Raw genomic sequence first — 17,015 nt, forward strand, 5'->3', positions numbered from 1 at the left:
GGTGCTATGCGGCGGACCTCAGTGCACTTGCTTTGTTATAAAGTTTTTTCCAGCAAATAGCCAGACTCACGCAGGAAATTGAACGGATCTTCCCGGCAGCTTTGGGAATCGGCGGCAATGAACGTCTCTCCATTCAAAAAAAAACGCCGATCAAAAATGATCGGCGTTTGATTCTCAGATGCTGGCAGAAGCCGTGGCATCCACTTCTTCTTCGGAGGACTCCGCTTGCCCCCAATCCGGGGCCAGGCCTTCAATAAAGCCCTGCAGCTGCTTACTGCGGACAGGATGTTGCAGCTTTCTAACGGCCTTGGCTTCGATCTGCCGAACACGCTCGCGTGTCACTTTGAAAATCCGGCCGACTTCTTCGAGTGTGTAAGTATATCCATCGCCTAGACCAAATCGCAGCTTGATAATTTCACGCTCTCGATAAGTCAGTGTCTTCAATACATGGTCAATTTTGTCTTTCAACATTTCCTGGCTGGCAGTGTTAACGGGACTATCCGAATCGGAATCCTCAATAAAGTCACCGAAGTAACTGTCTTCACTTTCACCCACAGGACGATCCAGGCTGATGGGATGCCGGGAAATTTTCAGCACACGACGCGTTTCTTCCAGACTGATGCCGGCGACTTCGGCAGTCTCTTCCATGGTCGGCTCGCGTCCATTTTCCTGTAACAACTGCTTGCTGACTTTTCGCAATTTGGACATCGTCTCGATCATGTGAACCGGAATTCGAATTGTGCGTGCCTGATCAGCAATCGCACGAGTGATAGCCTGACGAATCCACCAGGTTGCATATGTCGAGAATTTATAACCGCGACGGTATTCATATTTATCGACGGCTCGCATCAAACCGGTGTTGCCTTCCTGAATCAGGTCCAGGAAGCTTAAGCCACGATTCCGATATTTTTTGGCAATCGAAACAACCAGACGCAGGTTTCCGCCCGAAAGCTCCCGCATCGCGGTTTCGTAATCGAGATACCGTTGTTTGACGGCTTTGATTCGTTCCCGAAGTGTTTCAGGAGTCTCCATGGTCATCGAAACCAGATCTTGAAGTTCCCGATCCAGATTCCCACGATCATCCTTACTGTCTTTGGCTCTCAGATCATTCATGTCACGAATCTGATCTTCCAGTTCCGTCATCCGATGCGAAATCTGCTCCAGACGTTTCATGCCAATCTGAAGGCGTTGCGTCCGCAGACTCAACTCTTCAATCAGAGTTGCCATCTTGCGACGACGCTTTTGCAGAGAGGCATAGGCTTCACGGCGTTCCGTTTTGGTCAATTCAGGATTCACAAATCGCTCAAAGTCACCCGCATTTTTTTGACCGAGAAATTCCAGAGTCTTCAGGTTATGGGGCATCCGGCCAAGAATCTGGTTCTTTTCCAGTCCTTCGGTAACAGAAACTTTGATCGTTCTGTCGAAGGGCAGTTCAGTTTTATGAACTTTGTCCAGAATCTCGATCGCCTGCCTCATGGCATAGTCACTGCTGAGCAACTCGCGACGGAAACGACGACGGGTAATTTCGATCTTTTTCGCAAGACGAATTTCCTCATCGCGCGTCAACAGTGGGATTTCTCCCATCTGCGTCAGATACATACGCACGGGGTCATCAATCCGACGGGAGGTATCATCCACCGTACGAGACCGGCCTCCTTTGGCCTTCTCCGGCTGTAACACAGTGATGACCTGATCGGGAATGATATCTAATTCAATCTCCTCAATGGTCAGCAGGAGGTTATCCAGCTTTTCAGGGTTCACGGCTTCATCGGGAAGATAAGCGCTGACCTGATCATAAGTCAGATATCCCTGCTTCTTACCATTTTCAATTAGTTCATTCAATCGGGCGTCGAGTCGGTGCACGTTGCTTCTCCCAATCTAGCAAGTTAATGGGGCTCAAGTGAGTTTTTCTGGTTTCGTTTCTGGTGGAATTCAGATGCTTTTTTCAACAGTTCTTTCGCATCGGAATTCAGACTTTGTGCCTGGGCCTTCTGAAACAGAAGTCCCTTGGTTCGTTCGTGGTGTTCACGTTCTTCCCGCCATTTCAGATTCTTGATGGAATGCTTCAAAAAATGAGGAATTCCCTCAAGAGAGGCCGAACTGGTATGAAGTTTTGAATGAATCGCTTTTTCTTGAGCATGCGCGTCAATTTTGACGACCAGCTGCTTTAATTCGGGATCATCAATTCGATCCAGAATTCGATTCAGTTCCGGTACAACTCCCTCCTCAGTTAAATCGATGCTTAACTGATAGAGAAACCGTAACTGAGGATTCTTCAAGTTGGCAGGGGAAATATGTTGTTGAATTTGTGGGACGCATTCCGGATACACAAAGATAATTTCAAGAAGTTCGCTCTCAAGTTGATTGTCTTTCGTTGGATTGTCTATTTCCTGGACATCGCCAGAAGAAGGGTACGTATTCGGAATCGAGTGGGAATTGCTGGAGGAGAGACTCGAATCTATGCCTGGGCTTGTTTTTTGTTTGACTTCACTCAGTCGTTTTCGGACAACTGCTTCGTGTAAACCCAGTCGATCTGCTAACTTTCTTAATATGATGTCTTCACGAATTTTGCCGGTTAGGTTAGGGCTTGCCGCCAAAAGCTCAAGCATTTCTTCTAAAATTCGGTGTTGGCCATCAATTGACTCCAGTCCAAATTTCTGGACACAAACATTCAATTTAAAATTCCATGCTTCAGGGGCTTGTTCAATCAGCTGCTTCAAACGCTCAGCCCCCTGTTCTTCCAGAAAATCAGCCGGATCTTTCCCCGCTGGCAATGTTAATATTTTTAAATCGACTTCTTGTGAGATAAATTTCGTTAAAGATCGTTCTGCCGCCTGTTGACCTGCGTTGTCGCCGTCAAACACCAGAACAACTTTACGAGCCAGTCGCTTCAGATAGGAAACATGAGTTTCGGTCAGTGCCGTTCCCAGAGTAGCCACCACATTCGACACACCAAACTGGTGAGCGGTTATGCAATCGGTGTACCCTTCCACCACAACAACGGTTTCTGTTTCGCGAATTCTCTGTCGCGCCTCATCCAAACCGAATAACAGCTTACTCTTAGTAAAGATAATACTCTCGGGACTATTAAAATACTTCGCCAGACCCTCGGAACCGCTCCCCGGGAGAATACGTCCCCCAAAAGCAACAACGCGTTTCCGTTCGTCGCGAACCGGAAACATCACCCGATTGACGAAATAATCGGAATATCGTGTATGATTCTCTTTTTTGAAAATTAATCGGGCTTCGGCTAATAATGGAGCCGCATAGATACCTTGTGCCCGATTCACCAGCCATTGCCAGTTATCAGGATGAAAGCCCAGACGAAACTGTTTGATGGTTTCTTCTGTGTAGCCACGCTCTTCCATCAAATACCGGCGCGCAAATTCTCCCTCGGGTGTCTCCAGCAGACAATGATGAAATTGCGCCTCGGCCCACTTCATCACATCGAATAATGAGGCTTTTTCAAGTTGATTTGACCGTGCCGCCTGATTCGCTCCCGGCGATAGTTTGGGAAGCTCCAGATTGGCTTTCTCAGCCAGAATTTTGAGCGCTTCAAAGAAACTGACGTCATCATATTTTTCCACCCAGGAAAAACAGTCTCCACCTGTATTACAGACCCAGCAGCGCCAGGTACCACGATCAGGGTACACCACCAGAGAGGGATTGTGGTCATTATGAAAGGGGCAGATGCATTTGAAGTCGCGGCCGTTTTGAACCAGTTGAACGGATTCGGAAACCAGCTCTACGATGTTCGTTCTCTGGCGGACCAGTTCTTTGAAGTTTTGATCAAATCCTGGCGACACCAGATTCTCCTGAACAGTTTAACAAGCAGCCCCTCAGTCCTACTTTTCGTCAAGTGTTGAAAAGTGGACATATGTTACTCAACCAAGAGTGCTTCCCTGCTCAGCTTTGCATACTTCAATTTTACACCATACTTTGGGTTGGTCAAGAAAATCCATTTCAGGATTCCCGATTCATGACATCGCTTAAGCTTAAATTTTGTATAATGTTACAAAAATACCTAAGCCTTCAAGTACTGGTAAAACCAAAAACAAAACCCTACTTGTGTTACTTGCTTAATCAGAAACGTCAACGTAACCCGGAGGACGTCGCGACAACAAGCTAGACAGTTGGTTTATATGAATTATAGGCATTCTAACCATAGATACAATGGCTGCCATTACTTCAGAAAGAAATCGGCGCAGCTTCAGTAATGACCTTCTCTGAAACACGAGTCGACTGCTGAACAATACGAAGATTATTCCGCAGGCGGTTCTTCCGCAGGAGCAGTTTCTGCTTCGGCTTTGGCAATCTGCCACAGAGAGATGTTGCCGAATTTTTCACTGCATTTGGGGCACTTCGCTTTGGCAATCCCCTTGCCGGTCTTGCCGCCGATCCGCTCTTTCTTTCGCGAATCTTCGCTCACGATCAACTGGCACCCCTGGCACTGCCTCCCGACGAGCGTTAATTCGATCTCGGGGTCTGCTTCATAAAATTCAAGACTCTCGTTGTCGAGTGCCTCAAATGTTTCTTCGCTGTAATGACAGGTCACCGTGTTAATCTGATCTGTCATCGGAATTCCCGAATCCTGTCCCAGATCATTCATGCCATAGATATTAGAAAGCGCCTCGGCAAACTTCCGATACTCGGTCAGCGAGAAGGTCAGATATTGATTTTCTTTTGAGTCTTCCTGTTTGGGTAAGGCAATGGCAATTCGTCCTTTCCCAAACACGGGTACGCCCGCAAACACCGATTCGTGGTCATACATCGTGGGAAAGGCTACGCGTAACGTCGGCACCTGATCGCCGTTGATGATTTGCACACTGTGAGCTGGAATTTCCGCTTGGTCTTTATCTTCGCACAGATGCTGTGCGATTTCGGTCCGGGCTAGATCCTGTTTCTCCTTGGTCTTTTTTCCCGGTCGAGCGGGTTTGATCACCCCCAACATCAGCATTTTGTCTGGAGTAATAACCAGGTCAATCGTCGTAAACGCCTTTTCCAGGCTGTTGGGCTTCAATTTCAGCTTCGTCGGATCAACGGCATGCAGTTTGATGTCTTTGAACCAACTGGTATTCTCACCTGCACTCAAACCTGCTGACGCATCCGCCTCAGCACCACCGGCAGCAGCCTCTTCTGATGTAACGGCCTCTTCATTTTCTTGTTTTTTGGCTGCTAACGGGACAAGATATACGACATTACACGCAGGACATTTCCCGGCAGAACCTCGATACTCTTCTCGTACGCGAATCCGATGGCCATTGGGGCAATACACCACAATACCACCTTCGATTTTTCCAGAGCGGCGTCTGCGACGCCCCCCTTTACGACGCTTTTTCTCTTCGCGCTCCTCTTCCATTGCCACATTCAACAGGACATCTCCGCCTGTCGCGACGGAATGATCTTCTGCAGGGGCTTCAGGAGCTTTCTTTTCTACCGTTTCTTGAGCAGTAGCGTCCGCCTCTTCCTTGTTTGCCGCTTCCGCACCAGCTTCCTCGGCCGATTGTTCTTTTGCCAGAGGTATTGTTGACTGATCTTCCTCGCCGGACTGCATATCGCCGGTTAACTGAAAATCATCATCCGAGGCTTCATATTCGGTTACCGCAATACTTTGATCCAGTTCAAAGTCATCATCATCCCGATTCGACGTCGCGGTCATCGTGGCGGTTGAAAGCTGAGAATCCCCTTCGGCTGAATCTTCCTCATCGGGAAGCTGGCTGAAGATCATTGGAGCCGGATTTTCCTGCATCTTGCGATATGCTTCCGCAATGTCTTCGCGCATGAAGGAACCACAGTTCCAGCAACGCACCAGACCAATTCGCACCATCTCATTACAAAGCGGGCACGGTACTTCGTTTGGGTTACTATTGTTTTCATCCGGAGTTATGTCATTTGACATAAGAAATCCCTGTAATTGGATAAATAATGACGTTGATGATAGTTAGATATAAAAATCATAAATGCTTCTGCAACATGAATAGAATTTGCATTGAGATAAAATCAGAAGCATTTTGTCTGGGAATCGATTAATCGAATTTTAAACATGCGCTACCGCACTTCGCCAGACTAACATAGCAACCGGGCAAAAGCAGCAGCGTTTTATGGTTTTATCTATTTTTGATCATCAGGATTTTCACCTGACTTCGTTAAACAAAAAAGTGACCTAACCTGTATTACTACATATGATAAACCTACTCTCTCTTACTTTTAATGCAAGTTTAAGATTTTGATTATTCTCTACCCCTTATATTCTTAGATTATCCGAGAGAATCAAAATGTTCAAGAGTATAGACCATGATCATTGCCAGCCCGCATAACAGGTTTAACCGAACCTGAGGAATCTGAGAATCAAAATTGAAAACCGGTGTGATTCCCCAACGCGATCCTGCTATAGTGGGCCCTTCATGAGGAGAGGAGATCATGACTGATGGCCAATGTGGAACAATATCTCAAACCTGAAGTGATACAGACAGTTGCGCGCCTTGACTTAAGGGCCAAATTCATTGTCGAAGGCTTCCTGAGCGGCCTGCATGCCAGCCCCTATCATGGGTTTAGCGTCGAATTCAGCGAGCACAGACGATATTCGCAGGGAGATGACCCCCGGGATATTGACTGGCAGGTTTATGCCAAAACTGACCGTTTTTATATCAAAAAGTATCAGGCTGAGACCAATCTGACCGGCTATCTTGTTCTCGATTTATCCGAGAGCATGGCTTATACCTACCGGCAAAAGCTTTCCAAATTCGATTATGGAATTTGTCTGGCAGCTTCACTCGCCTATATGATGATCCATCAACAGGATCCCGTTGGATTGATTACGTTCGGCGACCGCATTAAAAATTTTCTTCCCGCGCGGAGTAAAAGAGGACAGTTGGGAAATATCCTGGCGATGCTGGCAAATTCAAAGCCCAGTGGAACGACAGAAGTCTCGCAAAATATTCAGCAGATCGCTTCGATGATCAAACATCGCAGCCTGCTGATGATCTTCTCCGATTTGCTCACCGACCAGAAAGGTGTTCTGGACAGCCTGCAACGACTGCGTTATGCAGGTCATGATGTCATCCTGTTTCATGTGCTGGATGAAGCCGAAGTCTATTTTCCGTTCGAAGGCATGGTCGATCTGAAAGAACCCGAACAGGGAGACTCTATGGTTCTGGATGCCGAAGGCATGAAAGCCGACTATCTTGAAGCCGTAAAGGAATTGAGAGAAACCTATCAGGAAAAGCTGCAGGCAATGGGCGTCGATTATGTTCCCCTCGATACCAGCATGCCGTTCGATAAAGCATTGATCGAATATTTATCGCAGAGAAAAGCCCGCTTCTAGCTATCCGAATGAACACAAACCATTATCATATGTCACTGAAACACTCCCAACCTCAGGTTAAGTTATACGGGTTCAACACTAAATACAGGTTTTAGGGACAGCGTTCTTGAAATCTTAACGCACTATGCAGGTCTATTAGCTTGCAAGAGCTGTCTGCCGATTTTAGAGTGTTAATCACTTTGGATCATTGTACTTTGAATGGATTCCTGAGTTTCGGGCCCCTGTCATGGATGCTGGCCAGTCGATGATCTGCTGCATTCTCTGTTTTTTGATTTTCTGAACCGGAAATTGAATTTTTTACCAACAGAGGACTGTCACACTTCGTAAGTAAACCCGCAGATATTCTAGCGTTAGTTTCGTTGGTTCTTTTTAGGACTAAGAATCTGTTCTTATTACTGGTCATAATCTAACTAACAGTGGAGCGAAGAACCGCCAATGGACAACGAGTCAGTCATTCAGGTCAGCAACCTGACAAAGATCTATCGTGATTTCTGGGGCCGCAAAAAAGTTCGGGCCCTTAACTCATTGAGCCTCGAAGTGAAAAAAGGGGAGATCTTTGGTCTTCTGGGTCCCAACGGTTCAGGAAAAACAACGACCCTGAAGCTCCTGCTGGGGCTGCTGTTTCCCTCTGAAGGCGAAATTAAAGTCCTCGGAGAACCCGCAACCAATGTCGAAAAGAACGAACGCATCGGTTACCTGCCTGAAGAATCCTATCTGTATCGCTTTTTGAACGCGGAAGAAACACTCGATTTTTACGGACGGCTCTTCAAAATGTCGGCCAAGGAACGCCGCGAGCGAGCAGCCGAGCTGATTGAAAAAGTCGGCCTGGGTCACGCCAAACGACGTCAGCTGAAAGAATATTCAAAAGGGATGACTCGCCGTATCGGTCTGGCACAGGCACTTATCAACAACCCGGACCTGGTCATGCTGGACGAACCCACAAGTGGTCTCGACCCACTTGGTACCGACGACATGAAACGCATGATCCTGGAACTGAAAGAACAAGGGAAAACAGTCTTAATGTGTAGCCACCTGTTGGCAGACGTGCAGGATGTCTGCGACCGGATCGCCATTCTCTATGGTGGTGAATTGAAAGTCATGGGACGCGTGGAAGACCTGCTGAAAGAACAGGAAGAAACACAAATCCTCACCTCGCGCCTGAGTGAAGAAGCAATCAAGGAAATTGAACAGGTCGTTGCCAAACACAATGGTAAAGTCGACTCGGTCGACCATCCGACCGCGACTCTCGAATCTCTGTTCCTGAAAACAGTGCAGGAAAGTAAAGAGCGTCCGGGGCAGCGATTCGTTCCCGAATCGGAAGAGAAAAAAGCTTCAGAGTAAACACATTATTTATTATTCAAGATCATTGACTCTGGCTCTGATTGACTGACTGAAGTCAGAGCATCATTTCCGATGAGATGTTATTCACAGAAGTAAATCATTATGTCCTTTGATCCGATACCCTATGACCTGGCTGATGCCCTGAAACACTTTCTGATCGTGTTCGGGAGCTCAATGTTCATTGCCCTTTTTGTCTGTCTCGCCGTGAGTCTGATCACGCGTGGCGGCAAAGGGTTTGTCGATGTTTTCTGGGGAGTCCTGGACTTTTTCGTCCAGATCGTCCACATTTCCTGCCGCCGCATCTGGTCTCTCGCTGTGTTGACGATTCGTGAATCATTACGGCAGAAAATTCTGTTTGTCTTCATTATTTTTGCCGCACTGTTCATGTTTGCCGGCTGGTTTCTTTCCGGAGCCGCCGATCGACCTGACCTGCAGGTCCAGTCCTACATCGATTTCGTATTAAAGGCCACCAGCTGGCTTGTACTTCCGATTATGCTGCTGCTCTCCTGCTGGTCCCTGCCTGAAGACATTCGGCTCAGAACCATTCATACCGTTGTCACAAAGCCCGTCTACCGCATTGAAATCGTGATCGGCAGAATGCTCGGCTTCACCCTGCTAGGCACATCCATTCTGGTTGTGATGGGTGCCATTGGATATGTCTGGATCATTCGACAGGTTCCAGAATCTGCCCAGGAAAATCTGGTCTCCAAAGTTCCCATTTATGGTGCAATCTCCTTCACCGACCGTGAAGGTGCCCCCACCACATCCGGGATCAATGTCGGAGATATCTGGATGTACCGCAGCTACATCGAAGGTGCCACCAAGGCCAGTGCCATCTACAAATTCAAGGGGATCGACGAAAGTGATGCCATCGACGATCAACTGAATCTGCAGTCATCGTTCGAGGCATTTCGAACCCATAAAGGGAATATGGAACAGGGGGGAATTCTCTATGAACTCACCTTTGTAAACCCCGACAAAGATCTGCGCGTCAAATATGACCCGATGATCAATAAAGAATATTCTGACAATCAGATCTTGATTGATCGTACGATCGTTGAAAAAAACAATGAAGGCAAAGACGTCGAGTACGACATTTTTGACGACCTGGTGGATGACAATGGTGATCTGACCGTGGAAGTCAGGTGTCTGGAAGCAGGGCAATTACTGGGTATGGCCCGGCCTGACCTCTTTGTACGAACACCAGACCGCGCCTTCCTGGTAGGCTATTCCAAAGCGGTCCTGGGGATCTGGTTGCCGATGGTGCTGGTGATCATGCTCGGCGTGACCATCAGTTGCTTTGTCAAAGGCCCCGTTGCCATCCTGACAACCCTGACCATTGTGACCGTCGGATTCATGTCTAAAGAGTACATGAACGAAATTTTAAGTGGCCAGATGGAAGCCTCCGGCGCGATCGAAGCCTGGTATCGCTTATTAACTCATATGAATTCTCAAACAGAACTCCCTGCTGGTCCCGTAAGAACTATGATCGAGTTTGTGGACGGTGGTATTATTAACTTCCTCTGGCTCTGCCAGCAGGTCATCCCTAATTTCGGAATTTTCTCAAACATGCGGGAATATGTGATCAAAGGGTTCGATGTTTCCTGGAGTGCAGCTCTGCTGCCCGGCATCGTCACGACCGCAGCCTATATTCTTCCTTGCTTACTTATTTCGTTTTATAGCTTGAAACTTCGCGAATTGGAGGCGAAATGAACAAACTCACTTCCAAACATCGTAAGCTCGCTTATGTCATTGCCATTATCATTCTGCTGATCCCTGTGATCTGGCTGGGAATGCCTTCTACTGGGGAAGAGGGTTCTGGCGGCGAACTTGCCAAACTACGTGTCGAACATGAGCTGGGGGAAAGTACCCTCGGCGATGTGGACCCATCCAGTGCATCAATGAACTTTGTCCTGCTGGGACTTCGGGGCATTGCCACTAACATGCTCTGGCTGGATGCCAAGGATTATCAGGAAAAGAAAGAATGGGCCAAGCTGCGTTCTACCGTAGATTCAATCATCCTCTTGCAGCCTCACTATATGAAAGTCTGGGACTTCCAGGGCTGGAATCTGGCATATAACGTATCAGCAGAATGGGACGCCGTCGAAGACCGCTATTTCTGGGTCAAAGAAGGGATCAAATTCCTCAACGAAGGCGTCACACGTAATGAACGATTCCCAGAACTCGACTGGAAAGTCGGAAACCTCCACGGCCAAAAAGTCGGCCGCTCTGATGAATGGAGACTCTTCCGAAAGTATTATAAGGTTGACCCTGATGCAGAACGCTATGAAGGTGGCCCCGATCCGGAAATCAATCCCGAACGACTCGACAACTATCAAGTCGCCAAGGAAAAGTTCCTGATCGCAAACGAAAAAGAACTGAAGCATAAACAACATCTGCAGATGAGAATGTTGTTCCGGGCATCTCCCTGGCATGCTCAGTTTGACTATGCCAATGCCATGCAGCGCGAAGGAAAATTCGGGAAACAACGAACCGATGCCTGGGCGCAAGGCTTTAAAGACTGGACCACGATTTTTGGCCGGGAAGAATTCATCACTCCGAAAGGCCCGATCGTTCTGGAATGGACCGAAGACGATATTAAAGATCTCGCCGCCCGTGATGAGAACATCACAGAAGCAGATGTACGTCATTGGACCAATCGCTATCAGGATACGTCCAACTATCGCTTCTGGCGAACACGTGCCCTCTCCGAATCAGAAACTGACACCATTGATGCCCATAAGGCAATCTTCGATGGTGAGAAGAAATTCGGTGAAGGTAACTTTGACGAAGCGAAAACTCAACTGGAACAAGGGATGGCGTTGTACGCAAAAGTCTTGAACAAGTACCCCAGCCTGATGACCGAAGATCTGGCCATCGAAGAAGGACTGAAAGCAGTTCTCCTCTGGCGTTACATTCATGAACTCAAGGGTCTGCCCGTTCCGGAAAGCTTCCCGTTGAAACCACTCTGGATCAAAGAGCAAGGTCGTGTACCAGAACTGCAAAACGATTTACGTCGCGATCTGGGAGCTCAGTAAGTCACTTTGACTTCATGACAAAATCCAAAGAGCCATCCAGTCATCTGGATGGCTCTTTTTTTATTCACAGAGAGATCAATCCGCACTCGCAGCATAGTATTGCTGAATCTCATCCGCCGTCAAAGCACGCCGATAAAGTTTCACATCTTTCATATTGCCGTTGAAGTAATCGTGTGCCCCAAACCCGATCTCAAGCGGCTTGTCATTCGTCAGATCATAGTCGGCCGGATCGAAGCGGGATGACGTTGCCACCAGCGCGCCATCAACATACAGCTTCAACCGATTCTTCTCTTTGACTGCTACAATCTGGCGCCACCCCGGTTTGAGTGCAGTATCATAAGTTGCACTCTTGCCGGCCTCGATGGAATGGACTCGCCCCGCCGGTAACGTGCCTGCAAACAACCGCCCCTGGTAAACGGCCATCGACCAGACACGACGGTATTTCACATCAGGCGTCATGTCGAGGCGACCGGTATTCGTCCAGTCTACGCCGCCGTCATAACGATAGACTTCCGCCAGCGGCAATGAGCCGGCATACATCTTGCCGTTATACACCGCCAGTGGCATACTCTCTTTCTCGTTACCCAACCGCCCCGCCAGCTTCCACTCATTCTTGCCTGCATAGCGATAGACTTCCGCGTGTGGCCATTCACTCACATAGAGATCCCCTGCGTAAACCGTAAAGCCGTAAGTCTGTGTGGACTCCCCGACCTTCCCCGCAGGCGTCCAGTGCTTCCCGTCATAGCGAAAAACTGCGCCGGCATCATAGCTGGTCGCATACAAATCGCCATTATAGACGGCCATCGATTCCACACGTTTTCCATCCGGCACACCGCACGAAGTCCACTTTGTACCGCCGTCGTAACGAAAAAATGCAGCCGGTGTATACATCGAAGAGGCATACAGTTTGCCCTTAAAAACGACCATCCCGTTAATCGCTTCCACTCCCGGTAACTGACCACAGTGTGCCCACTTGCCGTCTCCTTCATAGCGGTACACATTACCGCCGAAATGCGGGTTGTCTGATTCAGACAGCGAAGAACCTTTCAAACGATACTTGCCCGTCCCCGCATACAGCTGCCCGTTATAGACCGCCAGAGAATTCACTGCGTTGCATAAATCCGGCGCACGACAATCAATCCACTTCTTCCCGCCAGCAAACCGGAACACACGACCGGCGGCCTTCTCTCCCGGAACACAAGTGCCGGCAAAGAGCTGCCCGTTATAAACGGCCATACTGTAAACCAGAACTGCCTCTCCTAATTGACCGTGATCCGTCCAGCCTGCATCAATTTTTCCATTGTCGATTCCAAACTGCAGATGCCGATCATTCGATTGACTACTGGTCACGCCGGCATGATTTTTAATGCTCAACTGAAACCCGCGACGGGCCTTCGAATCATACTTGCTGAGCAGACTGCCAATCACATCGTCCAGGTCCGCACTCGTATTCACTGTCATCGCAATCGAGAACTCGCCAGTTCCCAAATGCAACGACTCTGAATCGGGAACTTGAATGAATGCCTTTCGCCCGTCAAATTTCGCTGGCTGCCCGGGCTGAAGCATCACGCCTCGATTCACACCATGATTCTGAAAACGGCTCTGATCGCGGGCATCTCCCTGCAAGCGCCATTCACCAAGCAACGCATCATCTTCCGCTCTGACATCAGACACATTCAACACCGTTGCCCAGCACACAGCCAACAACAGCAGGTACATCATTTTTCTCATGGGAATTTTCTTTCTTTAAATGAATCACAAACGCTGTATTGACCATAACATTCCTTAGGATTCCTTACAAATTAAACCGCTAAAAAATCAGTTATTTCTGAAACAAGGATCGCCAGCGATTCTAATCGATATAGATGAATTCGCTCGTATTCAGAATCGCCAGACAGAGATCTGTCAAAGCCGCCCCTGCATAGACGTCTTTCATCTCTGCAGTCGAAACAGGGAGCAACAGCTTTGAGGTGCTTCGTTTTTCAGCAGAAAGCAGAGCACGTTGTGACTTCAGGAAAGCAACCAGTTCTGCCTGTTCTGCTTGAGTGGGCACACGTCCCAACGCACGACGAATAAGCAATGTCACCTGTGCGTTCACATCAGAGCCTACCTGATTCCAGATGAAACCGGCCAGTTCCCGTGCCGACTTGAGAGAGCTTTCTGAATTCAACATCAGCAACGACTGTGGTGCCGTCGTCGAGGTGCCGCGTCGCGAACAACTCGTGTTCGCATCGGGACGATCAAACACATCAAACAGAGGGTAGCGCAAATTGCGTCGCGCGAAGACATAAATACTGCGTCGATAATGATCGTCTTGATTCGGGCTTGTCTTCCATTGATTTTTGAGCAGCGTTGCCCGCAACTCATGCGGCAAAGGAGGCATCACGCCTCGACCGCCGGTTTTACTGGAAAGCGTACCACTGATCGCCAGCATTGCATCCCGGATCACTTCAGCATCCAGTCGCTGGCGCGGGAATCGCGAGAGTAACGTGTTCTCCGGATCGACCTTTAATGACTGCTGCCACGCTTTGCTAGAATTCGATGAATCCAAAGCCGGTTTGCCAGCCTGACGATAGACACTAGAAGTCAGAATCAAACGATGCAGCGATTTCATTTTCCAATCGGATGCAATCAGTTCTGCCGACAGCCAGTCCAGCAATTCCGGATGGGAAGGTGATTCGCCCATCGTGCCAAAATCACTGGGCGACGTGGAAAGACCACGCCCAAAATGATGCTGCCAGATCCGGTTCACGATCACGCGCGACGTCAGCGGATGCTCATCTTGTGTAAGCCAGCGGGCAAATGCCAACCGCTGCTGTCTGGCATCGCTGGATTCGACATTCAGATCTTTCAGATTCGCAACGCGTAAAAACGCAGGCTGAACTTTGGGCCCAGGCTGTCGCCAGTCTCCTCGAATCATCACATGGCTCGGCTTACCCGGCTTCCCTGTCGACGCCAGCATCAATACTGATTGATTCCGCACCGGTTTGACCGCCGGTTCAAAAAAAGCACGCATACGATAAAAGTCGATTGTACTAATGGGATCATACTTGTGATCGTGACATTGTGCACATCCCATCTGCAGTGCCATGAAAACCGAGCCAACCGTTGATGTCATCTCGTTCAACAAGGTATGTCGGCGTTCTTCCTGAGAATTGATATCAGGCATATCGGGACCGGAAAGACAAAAGGCGGTCGCGATTTTCGCGTCCGAGTTCTCCGGTGCAATCACATCACCCGCCAGTTGCCAGCGAACAAATTGATCATAAGGCATGTCGGCGTTTAACGCTTTAATCACCCAGTCACGGTACTTCCAGGCATGAGGCCGGATCTTGTCATGTTCATAGCCATCCGTCTCTGCAAAACGCGCCAGATCCAACCAGTGTTGTGCCCAGCGCTCGCCAAAATGATCTGAGGCGAGTAACCGATCTACCAGCTTCTCGTAGGCATCATCTGACTGATCCGCCAGAAACCGATCAACGTCTTTCGGCATCGGAGGCAGACCGATCACATCAAAATACAAACGGCGAATGAGTGTTGTCCGATCAGCGGCATGCGCCGGCTGCAAACCTTCCGCTTCCAGCCTGGCTAGAATAAATCGATCGATGGGAGTCCGCGACCATCCACGCTTTTTGACAGCCGGCAAGTCAGGTCTTCGGATCGGCTGAAACGACCAGTGCGCGCGGTCAGATTCAGTGATCGGTTCTTCTTTCAGCTTGAACCGTTCGTGGGCGCTGGTCGTATTAGAAGAAATCCACATACAACAGGTCACCACAAACAACCCTGGAATTCGAAATCGCTGTCTCATTTCAGAAGTCCTTTCACCACTTCGACCTCCGCGGGGCCCGTCAGCCGTTCATCCAGACCGTTATGGAAATAGGTCAGGGTTTCATGATCCAGGCCCATCAAATGCAACAATGTCGCATGAAACTGATTCACATGGACCTTCTGCTCCACCGCACGCAGGCCAATCGCATCGGTGGCTCCATACGCGCGGCCGCCAGTGATCCCGGCACCGGCTAACCAGCCGCAATATCCCCACGGGTTATGATCGCGACCTTTGCCCTGCTCGCTCATCGGCATCCGACCAAACTCACCACACCAGACTACCAGGGTATCTTCCAGTAAGCCACGTCGTTTGAGATCTTTCAGCAACGCCGCTACCGGCTGATCTGTCTTACGACAATAAGTTGTATGATTGCGGGTCACATCACTGTGTGCATCCCAGCCGACGGTGTCGCCGGAATAGAGTTGTACAAACCGCACACCTCGTTCGATCATACGCCGGGCCAGTAGACATCGCTCCCCAAAATCACGCGTGTTTGGATCATTAAGTCCATACATCGCGTGCGTCTCTTTTGTTTCCTGAGTCAGGTCAACCAGCTCCGGCGCTGCTGTCTGCATCCGAAAGGCGAGTTCGTAGGCTGAGATGCGCGCCGACAGTTCATCGTCCTGATCCCGGTTATCATAATGCCGCCGGTTCATCGATTGAATCAGATCCAGCGTTGCTCGCTGCTGACGCGCTGAAATCGAAGCAGGAGGTTTCAGATTCAAAATCGGCGTCTTTCCCGGACGCATCGTCGTTCCCTGAAACGTTGCCGGCAGATAACCACTTCCCCACGCAGGCGGTCCCCCTTTGATCCCGCCACCGGGATCGGGCATAACGACAAACGCCGGCATGTCAGCATTTTCTGAACCAAGTCCATACGCGACCCAACTCCCCACACTCGGATGCCCCATCAAGATACTGCCGGTATTCATCTGGTAGACCGACTGCGGATGATTCACACTGTCGCCGTGCAGCGAACGCACGACACACAAATCGTCCACCAGCGCGCCCGTATGCGGCAGGAAATCACTGACTTCCAAACCAGATTCTCCACGACGGCGAAATGGTTTGATCGGCGCCAGTAACGGATTCTTCGCGACCTTGCGTCGCGTCATCACTTCACCAAAACTGTCAGGCAAGGGCTGTCCCGAATATTTCATCAGATCCGGCTTCGGATCCCACAGATCAACGTGGCTCGGGCCGCCATGCATAAACAGCCAGATCAAGCGTTTGGCACGTGGTTGAAAATCGGGTGATTTCGGCTGGAGAGTCCCAGAACCTGAAGCTTGAGCAATACCATCGGTTTTCAGCAGAGACTCTAATGCCATGAGTCCAATGCCGCCACCAGCGGTTCTTAACAACTCCCGCCGATTCAAAAATCCGGGTGTCGAATACGAGGTAGACTGATCCGCGCGCGATTCTTTGAATGTCATACCAGAGGCTCCCTGATAGTACTGAGATTACTGCTCATACTATATCAGGG

11 protein-coding genes are annotated in these 17,015 nt (G+C 49.2%); 4 read left to right on the plus strand and 7 right to left on the minus strand.

Annotated elements, in window-relative coordinates; translation table 11 throughout:
- Positions 1-35 precede the first annotated feature (35 nt).
- From Enr17x_RS29735 to Enr17x_RS22150, 4 genes are all read right to left on the minus strand, one after another.
- Complete coding sequence (locus Enr17x_RS29735; protein WP_198000736.1) at positions 36-200, minus strand: hypothetical protein; 165 nt, start codon at positions 198-200, stop codon at positions 36-38.
- A complete protein-coding gene (gene rpoD, locus Enr17x_RS30325) occupies positions 175-1,863 on the minus strand; it encodes an RNA polymerase sigma factor RpoD (protein WP_145311872.1) in 1,689 nt (562 codons plus the stop codon). The genes Enr17x_RS29735 and rpoD overlap by 26 nt, the downstream gene beginning before the upstream one ends.
- 23 nt (positions 1,864-1,886) lie before the next feature.
- A complete protein-coding gene (dnaG, locus tag Enr17x_RS22145; RefSeq protein ID WP_198000737.1) occupies positions 1,887-3,806 on the minus strand; it encodes a DNA primase in 1,920 nt (639 codons plus the stop codon).
- A gap of 455 nt (positions 3,807-4,261) precedes the next feature.
- Positions 4,262-5,899: a hypothetical protein gene (locus tag Enr17x_RS22150; protein WP_145311874.1), complete on the minus strand. Its 1,638-nt coding sequence runs from the start codon at positions 5,897-5,899 to the stop codon at positions 4,262-4,264.
- Between the two features lie 528 nt (positions 5,900-6,427).
- On the opposite strand from Enr17x_RS22150, the gene Enr17x_RS22155 reads away from it, so the two are divergent.
- From Enr17x_RS22155 to Enr17x_RS22170, 4 genes are all read left to right on the plus strand, one after another.
- Positions 6,428-7,324, plus strand: coding sequence for a DUF58 domain-containing protein (locus Enr17x_RS22155; RefSeq protein WP_145311875.1), 897 nt, complete (start codon positions 6,428-6,430; stop codon positions 7,322-7,324).
- A gap of 435 nt (positions 7,325-7,759) precedes the next feature.
- Complete coding sequence (locus Enr17x_RS22160) at positions 7,760-8,665, plus strand: ABC transporter ATP-binding protein (protein WP_145311876.1); 906 nt, start codon at positions 7,760-7,762, stop codon at positions 8,663-8,665.
- A gap of 174 nt (positions 8,666-8,839) precedes the next feature.
- Positions 8,840-10,378, plus strand: coding sequence for an ABC transporter permease (locus Enr17x_RS22165; RefSeq protein WP_145311877.1), 1,539 nt, complete (start codon positions 8,840-8,842; stop codon positions 10,376-10,378).
- Positions 10,375-11,703, plus strand: a complete 1,329-nt coding sequence (locus tag Enr17x_RS22170; RefSeq protein ID WP_145311878.1) for a hypothetical protein — start codon at positions 10,375-10,377, stop codon at positions 11,701-11,703. The genes Enr17x_RS22165 and Enr17x_RS22170 overlap by 4 nt, the downstream gene beginning before the upstream one ends.
- A 75-nt stretch (positions 11,704-11,778) precedes the next feature.
- Here the strand turns inward: Enr17x_RS22170 and Enr17x_RS22175 are convergent, their stop codons facing one another.
- The 3 genes from Enr17x_RS22175 to Enr17x_RS22185 form a co-directional block, all read right to left on the minus strand.
- On the minus strand, positions 11,779-13,434 hold the full coding sequence (locus tag Enr17x_RS22175; protein ID WP_145311879.1) for a LamG domain-containing protein: 1,656 nt from the start codon (positions 13,432-13,434) through the stop codon (positions 11,779-11,781).
- A 121-nt stretch (positions 13,435-13,555) separates the two neighbouring features.
- Positions 13,556-15,511 carry a DUF1549 and DUF1553 domain-containing protein gene (locus tag Enr17x_RS22180; protein WP_232100812.1) on the minus strand — a complete coding sequence of 652 codons (1,956 nt, stop codon included), beginning with the start codon at positions 15,509-15,511 and terminating at the stop codon, positions 13,556-13,558.
- The gene (locus tag Enr17x_RS22185; RefSeq protein WP_145311880.1) at positions 15,508-16,965 is read right to left on the minus strand and encodes a DUF1501 domain-containing protein; all 1,458 of its coding nucleotides are present in this window, start codon (positions 16,963-16,965) and stop codon (positions 15,508-15,510) included. The genes Enr17x_RS22180 and Enr17x_RS22185 overlap by 4 nt, the downstream gene beginning before the upstream one ends.
- Positions 16,966-17,015: the final 50 nt, after the last annotated feature.

This window comes from Gimesia fumaroli, from assembly GCF_007754425.1.
Classification (GTDB): Bacteria; Planctomycetota; Planctomycetia; order Planctomycetales; family Planctomycetaceae; genus Gimesia; species Gimesia fumaroli.

Excerpts from the sequence above, each read along its gene's own strand:
- Enr17x_RS29735 (WP_198000736.1), bottom strand. The coding sequence starts at position 200 with ATGCCACGGCTTCTGCCAGCATCTGAGAATCAAACGCCGATCATTTTT.
- Enr17x_RS22150 (WP_145311874.1), bottom strand. The coding sequence starts at position 5,899 with ATGTCAAATGACATAACTCCGGATGAAAACAATAGTAACCCAAACGAA.
- Enr17x_RS22155 (WP_145311875.1), top strand. The coding sequence starts at position 6,428 with ATGGCCAATGTGGAACAATATCTCAAACCTGAAGTGATACAGACAGTT.
- Enr17x_RS22160 (WP_145311876.1), top strand. The coding sequence starts at position 7,760 with ATGGACAACGAGTCAGTCATTCAGGTCAGCAACCTGACAAAGATCTAT.
- Enr17x_RS22165 (WP_145311877.1), top strand. The coding sequence starts at position 8,840 with ATGTTCATTGCCCTTTTTGTCTGTCTCGCCGTGAGTCTGATCACGCGT.
- Enr17x_RS22170 (WP_145311878.1), top strand. The coding sequence starts at position 10,375 with ATGAACAAACTCACTTCCAAACATCGTAAGCTCGCTTATGTCATTGCC.
- Enr17x_RS22175 (WP_145311879.1), bottom strand. The coding sequence starts at position 13,434 with ATGAGAAAAATGATGTACCTGCTGTTGTTGGCTGTGTGCTGGGCAACG.
- Enr17x_RS22180 (WP_232100812.1), bottom strand. The coding sequence starts at position 15,511 with ATGAGACAGCGATTTCGAATTCCAGGGTTGTTTGTGGTGACCTGTTGT.
- Enr17x_RS22185 (WP_145311880.1), bottom strand. The coding sequence starts at position 16,965 with ATGACATTCAAAGAATCGCGCGCGGATCAGTCTACCTCGTATTCGACA.